Source organism: Amantichitinum ursilacus (genome assembly GCF_001294205.1).
Taxonomy (GTDB): domain Bacteria; phylum Pseudomonadota; class Gammaproteobacteria; order Burkholderiales; family Chitinibacteraceae; genus Amantichitinum; species Amantichitinum ursilacus.
This window is the reverse complement of sequence record NZ_LAQT01000013.1, coordinates 14,471-28,711: the sequence shown is the minus strand read 5'-3', so window position 1 is coordinate 28,711 and position 14,241 is coordinate 14,471. Positions and strand designations below refer to the sequence as shown.

Below are 14,241 nucleotides of genomic sequence, written 5' to 3'. Positions count from 1 at the left end.
ACGGGGCGCCCCCCGGTTTCAAAACATGCGCCGCAGGCTCAAGCGGTTCAAGTTTTGCTCGGCACGCCCAAACATCAAAACATGCCCTCGCAGGTCCAAGCGGTTCAGGTTTGTTCGGCGCAGGCCAAACAACAAAACATGCGTCGCAGGCTAAGCGGTCAAGGTTTGCTCGGCGCATGCCGAACAACAAAACCAGCCCGCAGGTTCAACCGTTTAGAGGGATGTCCCGCCCAAGCCGAACATCCCAACACCCGCCGCAGGCGTACCCGTCCAAATCTATGCCCCGCCCGTCCCTACCGCGCATCCACCAGCTGCAAAATCCGCTCCGTATGCTGCAGCATCAGCCCATGATCCCCGCGGCTTTCCACATTCAGCCGCAGCACCGGCTCGGTGTTGGACGAGCGCAGGTTAAAGCGCCAGCTGCCGTATTCCATGCTGATGCCATCCGTCTCATCAATCAGACTGGCATGCCCTTCATACTCGCCGCGCACCCGCGCAATCGCCGCCGCCGCGTCCGGCACTTTGCGATTGATCTCACCCGATGACGGAAACTGGCTGATCCGTTCTTTCACCAGCTGCGACAGCGCTTTGTCTTTCACGCTCACCAGTTGCGCCACCAGCAGCCACGGAATCATCCCGCTATCGCAATAGGCAAAATCGCGGAAATAGTGATGCGCGCTCATCTCGCCGCCATAAATGGCGTTCTCGGCGCGCATGCGTTCCTTGATAAACGCGTGGCCGGTTTTGCTTTGCACCGGCACGCCGCCCGTGGCTTTGACGATCTCGACCGTATTCCACGTCAAGCGTGGGTCGTGGATGATCTTTTCGCCCGGATTGTTTTGCAGAAACGCTTCCGCCAGCAGCCCGACGATGTAATAGCCCTCGATAAACTCGCCGTGCTCATCAAACAGAAAGCAACGGTCAAAGTCGCCATCCCACGCGATGCCCATGTCCGCTTTGTGCGCACGCACGGCCTCGGCGGTCGCGGCGCGGTTTTCCGGCAGCAGCGGGTTGGGAATGCCATGCGGAAAGGTGCCGTCCGGCTCATTGTTCAGTTTGATCAGCTGGATCGGTGCGCGCGCGCAGGCAAAGGCTTTTTCCAGCGCGTCGATCACATGCCCGGCCGCGCCATTGCCGGCGTTTACCACCAGCTTCAGCGGCTTCATTTTCTTCAGATCGATATAGCCCAGCAGATGGTAGATATAGTCATCCAGCACCGACTGGCGCGTTAAGGTGCCACGGCGGTCCACGCGATCAAACTGGTTGGCTTCGGCCAGTTTGCGCACTTCGTGCAGGCCGCTGTCGCCGCTCACCGGAATCGCCCCGCCCAGCACCAGTTTCATGCCGTTGTAGTCGATCGGATTATGGCTGGCGGTCACTTCAATCGCGCCGTCCACGTCCAGGTGGAAAGCCGAAAAGTAGATTTCCTCGGTGCCGGTCAGGCCCAGGTCGATCACATCGACGCCGCCATCCATCAAACCGTTGGCCAGCGCCAGCTTCAGCGCCTCGCTGGTCAGGCGCACATCGCCGCCCACCGCCACGCGTTTGGGCTTGAACTGTTCGGCAAACGCGCGCCCGATGCGCCAGGCGATGTCTTCGTTGAGCTCGTCGCCCAGACGCCCGCGAATGTCATAGGCCTTGAAGCAGGTCAATGTGGTCATAGCAGCATCCCGTCATGAAAGCGCCAGCAATGATGCTGGCGCGGTTGGTTCGATTGGATCGAGAGCCGTGGCCCTCAAAACACTTAGCCGCGGCCGTACACGTCCTGCAGCCGCACGATGTCGTCTTCGCCCAGGTAGGCGCCGGATTGCACTTCAATCAGCTCCAGCATCACCTTGCCCGGGTTTTCCAGCCGATGTACCGCACCCAGCGGGATATAGGTCGACTGGTTTTCCGACAGCAGCAGTTCTTTGTCGCCATTCACCACCTTGGCGGTGCCGCGCACCACAATCCAGTGTTCGGCGCGATGGTGATGCATCTGCAGCGACAGCGATGCGCCCGGCTTGACCACAATGCGCTTCACCTGGAAGCGATCACCCTGGTCCAGGCCTTCATAGTTGCCCCAAGGCCGATACACACGGCGATGCAGCAAGTGTTCGGTGCGGCCGGCCTGTTGCAGGCGGTCGACGATTTTCTTTACGTCCTGCACGTGGTCTTTGTGCGCCACCAGCACGGCATCGGTGGTTTCGACAATCACCAGATCCTGCACGCCAATCGCGGCCACCATGCGGCCTTCGGTGCGGATATAGCTGTTGCTGACGTTCTCGACCAGCACATCGCCGATCAGGTTGTTGCCGGCCTCATCGTGCTGCGCCACTTCCGACAGCGCCGCCCACGAGCCGATATCGTTCCAGCCCAGATCGGCGGCTTCCAGCACTGCGGCCTGCGCGGTGCGTTCCATCACGGCGTAATCGATTGAATCGCTGGGGCAGGCCTGGAACGCTTCCGGGTCCAGCCGCAGAAAGTCCAGATCGCGCTGGCCCTTGTCGATGGCCAGTTTCACTTGCGCCAGCATCTCGGGCTGCAGCCGCTCCAGCTCGGCCAGATAGGTACTGGCCTTGAACAGGAACATGCCGCTGTTCCAGTAGTAATTGCCTTCATCGACAAACTGCTGTGCCGTCTCGGCATTCGGTTTCTCTACAAAGCGCTCCACCGAATATGCCCCGGCGGCACCCGCCAGCGGCATGTTGCGGCGGATGTAGCCATAGCCGGTGTGGGCGCGGGTGGGCTGGATGCCAAACGTCACCAGCTTGCCCTGCCCTGCGGCGGCACGCGCCTGGTCCACCAGCACGCGAAATTTTGCGGTGTCTTCAATCACGTGATCGGACGGCAGCACCAGCAGCAACGCTTCGGGGTCCGATTGCGCGGCGATGACGGCGGCCACGGCCACGGCGGGCGCGGTATTGCGGCCCACCGGCTCCAGCACCAGCGATTGCGGCGCTACATGGATGGCGCGCAGTTGCTCGGCGACCAGAAAACGCTGGTCCTGATTGGTGATGATGATGGGCGCGGCCACATCGGCCAGGCCTTGCAGACGCGTTGCGGTTTGCTGCAGCAAGCTGTGCTCGCCGTTCAGCGCCAGAAATTGTTTGGGATAGCCCGCGCGCGACAGCGGCCACATCCGGGTGCCGGAACCGCCCGACAGAATGACTGGAATAAGCGCCATGTTGGTAATCCTTGGTGACCGTATTACTGGAACGTATCCGCATCGCGCAACAAGGGCGCAGCGGCGTCTTTGGGCGACAACAGCGGCGTACCGCCGATGGCAGGCCACTCAATGCCCAGCGCAGGGTCATCCCAGCGCACGGCGCGTTCGTGGTCTTTAAACCAGTAGTCAGTTGTTTTATAGAGGAATTCTGCGTAGTCCGAGGTAACAAAGAAGCCATGGGCAAAGCCTTCTGGCACCCAGAACTGACGTTTGTTTTCGGCGCTGAGCAACACGCCTACGTGCTGGCCAAACGTGGGCGACGATTTGCGCATATCCACGGCCACGTCATATACCTCACCAGCCACCACGCGCACCAGTTTGCCCTGCGTATGTTCAATCTGATAATGCAGCCCGCGCAGCACACCGCGCGCCGAACGCGAATGGTTGTCCTGCACAAACTGCACCTCGCGGCCCACGGCCTCGTTAAAGTGCGTCTGGTTAAAACTCTCAAAGAAAAAGCCGCGGTCGTCACCAAACACGGTGGGTTCGATGATCTTCAGATCAGCAATGGCGGTATCGATTACTTTCATCAGAACACCCGATCGTGAATCAGATTAAGCAGATAACGGCCATAGCCGTTTTTCTTCAGCGGCTGCGCCAGCTTTTCCAGATCGCCTGCATTAATCCAGCCCTGGCGATACGCGATTTCTTCCGGGCAGCACACCTTCAGACCCTGGCGCGATTCGATGGTCTGAATAAACTGGCTGGCTTCCAGCATCGATTCATGCGTGCCGGTATCCAGCCACGCGTAGCCGCGGCCCATGGTTTTAACGGTCAGCGTCTGCTCGTGCAGATACACGCTGTTGACGTCGGTAATTTCCAGCTCGCCGCGCGGCGACGGCTTGATGTTTTTGGCCACGCGCACCACGTCGTTGTCGTAGAAATACAGACCGGTGACGGCGTAGCTGGAACGCGGTTGCGTCGGCTTTTCTTCGATGCTGATGGCGCGGCCATCCTCGTTGAATTCCACCACGCCATAACGCTCGGGATCATGCACGCGATAGGCAAACACGGTGGCGCCGCTTTCCTGCGCCGACGCGTCTTGCAGCAGCTCATGAAAATCGTGGCCGTAGAAAATATTGTCGCCCAGCACCAGCGCCACGTTGTCATCGCCAATAAATTCTTCGCCGATGATAAACGCCTGCGCCAGACCATCCGGGCTCGGTTGCACCGCATATTGCAGATTGATGCCCCACTGGCTTCCATCGCCCAGCAGTTGCTCAAAGCGCGGCGTGTCTTGCGGCGTCGAGATAATCAGAATGTCTTTGATGCCCGCCAGCAACAGCGTCGACAGCGGGTAATAGATCATCGGCTTGTCGTAGATCGGCAGCAGTTGCTTGGATACCGACAAAGTGGCCGGATACAGGCGCGTGCCCGAGCCACCGGCCAGGATAATGCCCTTACGATTTTTCATTGTTTCGCTCCTGGCGGATTGTGGCCCGCCCAGTGATGTTCAGATTCGGTGGCGCAGCGGCGTTCAGCCACGGCCGGCGGACAACAGCGCCAGCGTGTGGCGCACGCCGTGTTGCCAATCGGGCAGGCTCAGGCCAAAGGTTTCGCGCAGCAAGGTGGTGTCCAGCTGCGAATTGGACGGCCGTGGCGCGGGCACCGGGTAATCGCTGGCCGGGATCGGCTTGATGGCGTCCGGCTTCACCTGCAGATTCCAGCCCAGCTCGGCCGCGTGTTCGATCACATATTTGGCGTAGCCGTGCCAGTTGGTTTCGCCGCCCGCCACCAGGTGATAGGTGCCCCACGGATATTCACCGTCGACATCATTCAAGTAGCGCGCCACCAGTTGCGCCGTTACATCGGCCAGCAGATTGGCCGAGGTGGGCGCGCCGTACTGGTCCGCCACCACGTTCAGCGCATCGCGATCTTTGGCCAGGCGCAGCATGGTCTTGAGAAAGTTGCCGCCCCACGGGCCAAATACCCAGCTGGTGCGCAGCGTAACGTGTTTGGGTTGCGCCGCAGCCAAGGCCACTTCGCCCGCCAGTTTGGTTTTGCCATACACCGATAACGGGCCAGTGGCATCCGATTCCTGATACCAGCCGTCTTTGTCGCCGGGGTAAACGTAGTCCGTGGAAAACGTAAATACCGGCGCGCCAATCTGCGCCGCCACTTCACCGATCACGCCCGACGCCACCGCATTGATGGCATAAGCCAGTTCCTGTTCGCTTTCGGCCTTGTCCACCGCGGTATACGCGGCCGGATGCACAATCACGTCCGGGCGATGCGTCAGGATCAGATCGCGGATGGCGTCCGGTTTGGTCAGATCGCACTCGTGCACGTCAACCGCGGTCACGTCGCCGAGCACCGCCAGCGTCTGGTTCAGGGCAAAACCCACCTGGCCGTTTTTGCCAGTCAGCAGAATGCGCGGCATCTCAAGCTCCGTATTGCTGGTTGATCCACTCGCGGTAGCTACCGCTGGTGACATTGCCAACCCACTGTTCGTTATCCAGATACCACTGCACCGTTTTACGGATGCCGGTCTCAAAGGTCTCGGCCGGTTTCCAGCCCAGTTCGCGTTCCAGCTTGCGTGCGTCAATCGCGTAGCGGCGATCGTGGCCGGGGCGATCTTGTACGTAGGTAATCTGGCTGGCATAAGCGGCGCCGTCGGCGCGCGGTTTGATGTCGTCCAGAATGCCGCAGATGGTGTTCACCACATCCAGGTTGGCTTTTTCGTTCCAGCCACCCACGTTGTAGGTCTCGCCCACTTTGCCGTCGGCCAGTACGCGGCGGATGGCCGAGCAATGGTCTTTGACGTACAGCCAGTCGCGGATCTGTTGGCCATCGCCATAAATCGGCAGCGGCTTGCCGGCCAGCGCGTTCAGGATCACCAGCGGAATCAGTTTTTCCGGAAAGTGATACGGACCGTAGTTGTTGGAGCAATTGGTGGTCAGCACCGGCAAACCGTAGGTGTGATGCCACGCACGCACCAAATGGTCCGACGCGGCTTTCGAGGCCGAGTACGGGCTGTTCGGTTCGTAGCGATTGGTTTCGGCAAATGGCGCATCGGTGGCGCTGAGCGTGCCGTACACCTCATCGGTGGAGACATGCAGAAAGCGGAACGCCGCTTTTTTGTCGGCGGGCAGATCGCCCCAGTAATGGCGCACCACATCCAGCAGATTGAACGTGCCCACCACATTGGTCTGGATAAATTCGCCCGGCCCGGTAATCGAGCGATCCACATGCGATTCGGCGGCAAAGTTAACCACGGCGCGCACATCGTGTTCGGCCAGCAGTTTGCCGATGACCTCACGGTCGCCGATGCCCGCGTGCACAAAGAGATGCCGCGGATCGTCCTTCAGGCTGGCCAGCGTATCCAGGTTGCCTGCATAGGTCAGTTTGTCGACGTTGATCACCGGCTCGTCGCTTTGCGCGAGCCAGTCCAGCACAAAATTGCCGCCAATAAAGCCAGCGCCACCGGTTACGAGAATCATGCTTTTGCTCCTGAGGCTTGTTCTGATTTGAGCGCAGCGCCTTGCGGCAGCCATTCGGCCAGCAAGGTTTCGTATTGCGCCAGCACATCGGTCCATTCAAAGCGACTGCGGAATTGCGCCAGCGCCTGCACTTGCAGTTGCGCCACCAATTTGTCGTCGTGGACCAGTTCTTCGATGCGTTCGGCGCATTCGGCTTCGTTGGCAAAATAAACGCCCGAGCCCGCTGCCACCCAACGATTAAAACGGTTGTCGTGGCCCAGCACCGCATTGCCCGCGCCCAGCGCTTCCACCAGCGAAGGGTTGGTGCCGCCCACCTGGTGGCCGTGCACATAAAAACGGCAACCGGCGCGCAGACTGCTGACCACGTTCTTGTCGTAAATCGCGCCAACAAAGCGCACTTCCGGGCCCGCCGCGGTTTTTACTTCGCGGTGATAAGCGTGTTCGTCCGGCTTGTAGTTGCCCAGCACCACCAGCGGCATGCCGCGTTGCTGGCGCGACCACGCGCGCACCACTTCCAGAATCGAGTTCTCCGGTTCTGCGCGCGCAATCAACAGGCCGTATTGGCCCGGCTGCAGATCGTATCTGGCCAGCACTTCATCGCTGTAACTCGCCACCCGGTCCGCGCCGTACGGAATCATGGTGATGCGGCTTTCCGAAGTACCGCGCGCCAGATGCTTTTTGATTTCGGGATGGTCCGCCACCAGATGGTTGCCGAGGAAGGAGCCGGCCCATTCATTCATCCAGAACCAGGTTTTGGCGACGATGCCCCACTTGGCGCGCTTCCATTCAATGCCATCCATATTGATGACATTGTTGACGCCGCGCAGACGCAACCAGGCGCAGAAAATGGCGGTGTTGTAGCCCAGCGTCAGGCACAGGTCGCCCACCTTGGCCGCATGTTTCGTGGAGATCCAGTCAAAGATGATGGTGGATTTGGCGCCATCGCCCGCTACCGGGATATTGATGCGGCGCACGCCGCGCCATTCGTCCTCAGTGATCGGGCCGTTGCCTTCGTGCTGGCAATACACAGTGACCTTCCAGCCTTGCGCGGTCAGGTACAGCGCCAGAAATTCGGCAAAGGTTTCAAAGCCGCCGTGCGCCGCGGGTACGCCGCGAATACCGAGGATGCTGATCTTCTTGTCCATCAATGCACTCCCAGACGGGCGTACACATCGCGTACGCCTTCCATATATCGTTGTTTGCTGAATTCCTGCTCAACCAGTTGCCGCGCCTGGCGGCCCATGTCGTTGAGCTTTGCGTCGGGCATTGCAGAGACTTCTTCAATCCGGGCGGCCAGCGCATCGACGTCGGCGCTGGGAAAACTCCAGCCCGTGCTATCGGCGCGCAGCAGTTCCGGGATACCGCCGATGTCGGCACCGATCACCGTTTTGCCGAGGGCAAACGATTCCAGCACGCTCATCGGTGCGTTTTCATACCATTCGGACGGCAGCACCACCGCGCGCGCGCCCTTGATCAGGTTGTGCAGTTTTTCGCCAGCGCAAAAGCCGAGGAATTCCGCATCCGCGCCCAGATCGGCCGCCAGTTGCTTCAGTTGCGCATCTTCCGGGCCGGTGCCGGCCAGCTTGAGTTTGACGCCCGCTTTGGCGGCGGCGCGGATCAGCGTGGGCACGCCTTTTTCCCAGCTCAGTCGGCCAAAGTACAGAAAGTAGTCGCCCACCTGATAGGTCGGCTCAAACAGCCCGGCTTCGACAAAGTTGGGCACATAGTGAAAGCGCTCGCGCGGCATGCCCCATTGCACAAACTTCTCGATATAAAACTTGCTCGGCACCACCACCGCATCCAGGTTGTCGTGCCAGGTATTCAGTTGCTGGTTCACCCACGCTTCGGCCCCGACAATCGCGCTGGCCAGCGTCGAGCCTTTAATGCATTTGTGCTTGATCACATTCAGCACATTGCCATCGCTGCATTTTTCGCAGATGCCGGTTTTGTTCAGCATCAGATAGGCCGGGCACGCCAGCTTGAGATCATGCGCCGTCATCACCACCGGGATACCGCGCGCCTTCAGCACCGGCAGAATCGCCGGCGAAAGATGGTGATAAATGCAGTGCAGATGCGCCACGTCGGGCTGGAACTGGTCCAGCAGCTTGTTAAGCTTGCGTTGCGCCTCAAACGAGTACACCACCTTGCCCGCCATCAGCACTTTCTTCCACAGCGCGTATTGGTGGCCCAGCTCCAGCTCATCCACAAAATACTGCGACCATTCGGATTGCACGTTCTTGGGGTGATGCATCGAGAAATAAGCGTTGTTCCAGCCCATCTCGCCAAAGATTTCGGCGTGGCGGAAATACACCACATCCGAACCACCGCGCGGGTAGTGATAGTTATTGATATTAAGCAGCTTGCTCATCGGGGCAGGCTTCCCAGAAAGGTCAGATATTGGTCGGCAATGCGCGACCACGCGCAGCGATCGGCCGCCGTGGCCATCTGCGCGGCGTATTGAGCATGGTTGGCCAGCACGGTTTCGATGGCCACGCGCGAACGTTCGGCGATATTGCTGGCTTCAAACAGTTCGCCAGCGCCAGCGGGGATTTCTTCGGCAAAGTCGCCCACGCGGGTGGCGATGACGGGAATACCAAACGCCAGCGCCAGCTTCAGCACACCGCTGGTGGTGCCTTCGAGGTACGGCAACGCCACCACGTCGGAGGCGGCAAAGTAGTTTTCGACTTCTTCAAACGGAATGCGCCGGTCGTGCATCAGCACATTGGGCATATGACGCGCGGCCTCAAACGCGGCGGCGGCGGCCGCGCCGTGTTTGCTCATGTCGCTACCGCCAGCCAGCATGAACTTCACGTCAGGCCGGGTCTGCGCCATCAATTGCGCGGTCTTGATGAATTCGAGCAAGCCTTTGCGCGGCTCCAGGTGGCCAAAAAACAGCACCACCTTGTCGGTGGGCGCAATGCCGCCAATGGCAGCGCGCGCGGCGGCTTTGCTCGGGTTGGTCTGGTTGAACAAGTCGTACACGCCATGCGGCACGCACAACATCGGACGCTGTACGCCCATGGCCAGCACGGCTTTGCGCGCAGCTTCGGAATGCACGATCAAACCGTCGAACTGGCGATAAAACCAGCTGTACAACGATTTGCTCCAGGGTTTGGGGTAATGCGGCAGCACGTCATGCACGGTTAACGCCACGCGGATACCGGCGCTGCGCAAGGCGGCTACGGCCAGGCCTTCCAGCGCGGGGTATTTCAGCGGGGCCTGGAACAGCACCACGTCGGGGCGGCGCTTGGTGACGCCACTCAGGTATTTCGGCACGTCAGCAAAATACTGACGCGTGCGTCTGAACACCTGTTCAACCCGAAAACCCATCTTGCCAAACTGCGGATTGATGCTTTGCGCGGTGTATAACGCCACCGGGCTGCGTTTGGCGATTTCACGGCACAGCGATACGGAATAATCGGTGAGGCCAGAATTACCGGTAAAGCAAACCACTTCCAGCGCCAGCTTGTGCGCGGGCGCTTCTGCTCTTGATTCCGGCACCGCCTGAGCAAGCCCGGCTGCACCCGAAACGGGTAATTCAACATTCGACACGTGATGCTCCGTTGACCAGATTCAAAACACGCGAATCGCTCCAGCGACTCGCACGGCCTCTATCTTGTATTGCTTTGCCTGAATAAAAACTTAAATGACACGTCAACAAGCGCAGGGCGTGAACTACAGCACGATTTCAGAAGCCCGCGCCTTTGCGTCCCATCAAGCCGTCGACCATGGCGCGCCGCGTCGCGCGGAACAGGTTCCAGTCGCGTGATTTAACGGTGTTGCTCATTTCGCGCAGCACGCGCGCCACGGCCACCGGAAAAAACCAGCGTTTGCGCAGCCAGTAAAAACGGATGATGTTGCGATAGAGGTAGTACTGCGAAAGCGGCGAGCGCGCACTTAGCGATTTGGTGCCGATGCTGCCGCCTTCCTTGTGATAGATAACGCTGTCGCGTGCGATGGCCAGCTTCCAGTCGCGGCCGCGCACGGCCCAGTCGACTTCTTCGTAATACAGAAAGTAGCTTTCTTCCATCAGGCCGACTTCGTCGAGAAAAGCGCGCGTCAGCATCAGCGATGCGCCCGAGATATAGGTCAGATCACTGTCCTTGATCTCGCCCAGGCGCACGTCACCCACCGGCGCGCCCTGCCCCAGCTGTCGGCCCATCGCCAGCTTGAAATTGAAGTACACGCCGCCATAAGCCTGCACCTGGCTGCGGTTGTGGTAATACACCAGCACCGAACCGCACATGCCGATATCAGGGCTGCGCTGGGTTTCGCGCACCAGCGCGGTCAGGGCATCGGGCGCGGCCACGGTATCGTTGTTGAGCAACCAGACGAGGCCGGCGTTTTGCTGCATCGAATAACGGATGCCATGGTTGTTGCCCTTGGCAAAGCCGCCGTTGTCGGGCGCGTCGATCAGATGCAGCGATTTGTGGCGAAAACCCGTTTCGGCCGGGGTACCGGCGTTGCAACGGGTGAGCCCGCCCTCGATCAAGGCGCGGCCGCGTTCCGATTGCGCCCACGCTTCGATCTGGTTCATCGAATCGTCGCTGGAATGGTTATCCACCAACACCACGTTAAACGCCGGGTAATCCAGCGCATACACGCTTTCCAGGCATTCGATGGTGTCGCGCCAACCATTCCAGTTCAGGATGACGATGCCGACGGCGGGCGTTTTCATGATCTTGCTCACGCCTGCTGCAACGACTGTGCTGCCACGGCGCTACGCCTGGCCGCCGGTTGCACCTGGTTGAACAGATCGACCAGAAAGTCTTCGTAGTCATCCAGCCGGGCTGCGGCGCGCGCATTGCCACGTGCCACTTGCGCGGCCAGTTCTTCGCGTTGCTCGAAACCCTTGAGCGTAATCGCCACCGCTTCAGCCGTGGTCATTGCCTTGCCGTCGGCCAGCCAGGTGTAACCCAGCGTGGCCATCAGGCCGTTGAACTTGCGGCTGTACGCCAGCGGTACCACCGGCACGCCGGACGAGAACGCCGCAATACACGCATGCATGCGCGCGCCGGTCATAAAGTCCATGCCCGAGATAAACGATTTGGCTTCGGCCGGGGAACGGAATTCCGGCGCTTTAAAGGCGCTGGGGAATTCCTTCAGCAATTGGGTGATGGCCACGCGGTCATCTTCTTCCGGCATGTTGTCGGGGATGACGTGGGCGATCAGATGTACTTCGGTATCAGGCAGCGCGGTCCACGTGCGCAGCAGCGAGCGCATGTATTCGGCGTAATCGATGGTCAGGCCAAACTGGTTGTTGCCGGTGTAGCCGCCCGCAAACAACAGACCGGATACGTTGATGCCGATCTTTGTCTTGCCGCCCGCTTCGCGCACCGGCTTGGTAAACGGCAGGCGGAAGGCCACGTCGATCACTTCGCGCACATTGCCACGCACGCCCAGTTTTTCCAGATAGGCGCTCGACATCTCATCACGCGCAAACACGCATTCGGCTTTGCGCATGACGGCGGAGGCGGCCCAACGTTGCAGCGGCTTGTCAAACGGCCCGATGGTTTGCGGCGACAACACCAGCGGTTTGTTTTTGGCCAGCACGCCCAGTTTGGACGCCAGCAAAAACAGATAACGCTTGGTGCCGTAGATATCAGCAAAGCTGTCGCCCTCGCCGATATCCAGCACCAGATCACAGCGCTCCACTTCGCGCAGGTAATCCGAATTGCCGGTCAGCATGCGCTTGATGGACACGCGCGGGCCTTGTTCGATGCGCACGCCGGCCGGGGCATAGCTGCTGCCGCCCGAGGTGCCAAACAGAATGTAATTAACGCTGACGCCGGCGCGTTGCGCGGCCTTCTCGCAAATGGCGATCTGCGATTCGGTCAGCGCACCCACGCCCAGGTTATCGGACGAGATGGAATGCCACAGCAGCCCGACGGTCAGGGTGGCAGGCTGGCGCAAACCAGCGGATGTCGTGTTTTTCAATGGTGTCTCCTAAGCACGCCTGGGCTGGCTGGCCGCATTACGCGACCCCAGTGCCAACATCGTTCTGCGCGTATACCTTGCGATATCTATTGCTTTCTTGATGTTTACACTACGCCACTATTTTTGACGATTATAACGATAATTTTTGTTCAGGTAGAGAAAGTTTTTTGTAGTCTGCTACACACCACTACGTGGCTAAAAACAGGCCTGAAAGCGCGCTAAATAAGGATTTGCTGCAATGCGTCAATCGGGCTCTGTCCGACACGCTACAAGTGCATGTGCGGCAACTCACTACGCTTGCCTTTCAGCGCTGTTGTTTTGATGCTGACAACGCTTTACCCGGATGAAAGGTCATCAAAGCGGTGCAGAAGGTCGAAATCACCCCCTGGGCGGCATTCCAGCTGACCGATGCACATAAAAAACGCCGTGGACAGATGCCCTCTGCCCACGGCGTCTGTGGCCCGGCCAGGTTATGCCGCGCGCAGGCTGCGTTTGTAGATCTGATGCCACTGTTCGCTGATCAGGTTGGCTTCGAAGCGCGTTTCGATTTTCTTGATCGCATTGGCCGACAAGGCGTGATAGTCAATCTGGCCATCCACCACGCGTTGCACGATCGCGCTGATCTGCGCGGCCATATCGTTGTAGGTGGCGTCCAGCTTGCGCTGAAAATCGGCGCCCGCGCGTTGTTCGCCCGGCGTGTAGATGTGCTGCCAGCGGCCGCCCTCATCCACCGGCAATTTCAGCAAAAAGCCATCCACGCCATCATCGATAATTTCGGGAATGGCGCAGATGCCCGAGGCAATCACCGGCACGCCGTAGCTCATGCTCTCGATGATGTTGAAGCCGAATGAATCATCCAGCGTGGGCAACAGGCACAGATCGCTCTGCGCTAGGATTTCCAGCACTTGTTTGTTGGGCAGGCCGTTGAGCAAACGCACGCCCTCGGTTTTAAGCGCGGCAATATCGTTGGCGTAAAACTCGGCGCTGGTGTCGGTGTAGACGTGGATGCCGTAATCCATGCGCGAGATCACATTCAACACAAACGGCACGCCCGCCGCCTTGAGCAACCGTGCCACGCGCGCGCACACCGCCCCGCCTTTGCGCGCCCATTCCGCGCCGATAAAGGTCAGCGTGATGGGGTTGGTATGCAGCGTGCGCGCTGCGGTCACGTGCAGCGGAATGCTCGGATACATTACCTGGCATTTGGCCAGTGCCTGATCAAAGTCGGGCCAGTCGCGCGCCGAACGCTCAAACAGGTGGCGCGCAAATTTGCTGATCGGAAACAGCCCGCGACAACGCCGGCTAAGCAATTGCGGGCGCAGCAATTTACGCACCGCCACGCGCCCCGGCCCGGACATCGAGCGTGGCAGCTCGCCTTCAAAGCCCAGCACGTACGGCTTCAGATCCAGCGGAATGCTGTTGAAGGCGTGGATCAGATCGGGGCCGCCCACGCGCTTTTGCACCGACACCGCTTGCAACGGGCCCCAGAACCGATGCCCGCTGTACACCTTGGAGCGCACCACGGTATCGAACTGGTTGCTGCGCGGCGTATTGAAAATAAAGGGATAGGATTTCCCGGTCAGTATGGTTGCCATGTGGGTCACCGCTTGAATCAAGATAATCTGCGCCCGCCCGGCGCAAAGGCCAGGCGGACAA

General features: G+C 59.7%; 12 protein-coding genes. All 12 read right to left on the bottom strand.

The genetic code is table 11. From position 1 onward, the window contains the following. Positions 1 to 293: 293 nt before the first annotated feature. Complete coding sequence (locus WG78_RS15115) at positions 294 to 1,661, bottom strand: phosphohexomutase domain-containing protein (RefSeq protein ID WP_053938686.1); 1,368 nt, start codon at positions 1,659 to 1,661, stop codon at positions 294 to 296. An 83-nt stretch (positions 1,662 to 1,744) separates the two neighbouring features. After that, positions 1,745 to 3,166, bottom strand: a complete 1,422-nt coding sequence (locus WG78_RS15110; protein ID WP_053938685.1) for a mannose-1-phosphate guanylyltransferase/mannose-6-phosphate isomerase — start codon at positions 3,164 to 3,166, stop codon at positions 1,745 to 1,747. Positions 3,167 to 3,189: 23 nt separating this feature from the next. Next, positions 3,190 to 3,738 (bottom strand): dTDP-4-dehydrorhamnose 3,5-epimerase, encoded by a 549-nt coding sequence (gene rfbC / locus WG78_RS15105; RefSeq protein ID WP_053938684.1) that lies wholly within the window; start codon positions 3,736 to 3,738, stop codon positions 3,190 to 3,192. Then, positions 3,738 to 4,622: a glucose-1-phosphate thymidylyltransferase RfbA gene (gene rfbA / locus WG78_RS15100; RefSeq protein WP_053938683.1), complete on the bottom strand. Its 885-nt coding sequence runs from the start codon at positions 4,620 to 4,622 to the stop codon at positions 3,738 to 3,740. The genes rfbC and rfbA overlap by 1 nt, the downstream gene beginning before the upstream one ends. Positions 4,623 to 4,685: 63 nt before the next feature. Then, positions 4,686 to 5,588 (bottom strand): dTDP-4-dehydrorhamnose reductase, encoded by a 903-nt coding sequence (gene rfbD, locus WG78_RS15095; protein WP_053938682.1) that lies wholly within the window; start codon positions 5,586 to 5,588, stop codon positions 4,686 to 4,688. 1 nt (position 5,589) lies between these two features. Further along, entirely contained in the window at positions 5,590 to 6,648 is a 1,059-nt protein-coding gene (rfbB, locus tag WG78_RS15090) for a dTDP-glucose 4,6-dehydratase (protein WP_053938681.1), read from the bottom strand. After that, entirely contained in the window at positions 6,645 to 7,793 is a 1,149-nt protein-coding gene (locus tag WG78_RS15085; RefSeq protein ID WP_053938680.1) for a DUF1972 domain-containing protein, read from the bottom strand. The genes rfbB and WG78_RS15085 overlap by 4 nt, the downstream gene beginning before the upstream one ends. Continuing rightward, entirely contained in the window at positions 7,793 to 9,016 is a 1,224-nt protein-coding gene (locus WG78_RS15080; protein WP_053938679.1) for a glycosyltransferase family 4 protein, read from the bottom strand. Before WG78_RS15080 ends, WG78_RS15085 begins: the two co-directional genes overlap by 1 nt. Beyond that, positions 9,013 to 10,200, bottom strand: coding sequence for a glycosyltransferase (locus WG78_RS15075; RefSeq protein WP_083459189.1), 1,188 nt, complete (start codon positions 10,198 to 10,200; stop codon positions 9,013 to 9,015). Before WG78_RS15075 ends, WG78_RS15080 begins: the two co-directional genes overlap by 4 nt. Positions 10,201 to 10,336: 136 nt before the next feature. Then, the gene (locus WG78_RS15070) at positions 10,337 to 11,326 is read right to left on the bottom strand and encodes a glycosyltransferase family 2 protein (protein WP_053938677.1); all 990 of its coding nucleotides are present in this window, start codon (positions 11,324 to 11,326) and stop codon (positions 10,337 to 10,339) included. Positions 11,327 to 11,334: 8 nt separating this feature from the next. Continuing rightward, positions 11,335 to 12,585: a polysaccharide pyruvyl transferase family protein gene (locus tag WG78_RS15065; RefSeq protein ID WP_083459186.1), complete on the bottom strand. Its 1,251-nt coding sequence runs from the start codon at positions 12,583 to 12,585 to the stop codon at positions 11,335 to 11,337. A gap of 470 nt (positions 12,586 to 13,055) precedes the next feature. Further along, positions 13,056 to 14,180: a glycosyltransferase family 4 protein gene (locus WG78_RS15060; protein ID WP_053938675.1), complete on the bottom strand. Its 1,125-nt coding sequence runs from the start codon at positions 14,178 to 14,180 to the stop codon at positions 13,056 to 13,058. Between the last annotated feature and the right edge of the window lie 61 nt (positions 14,181 to 14,241).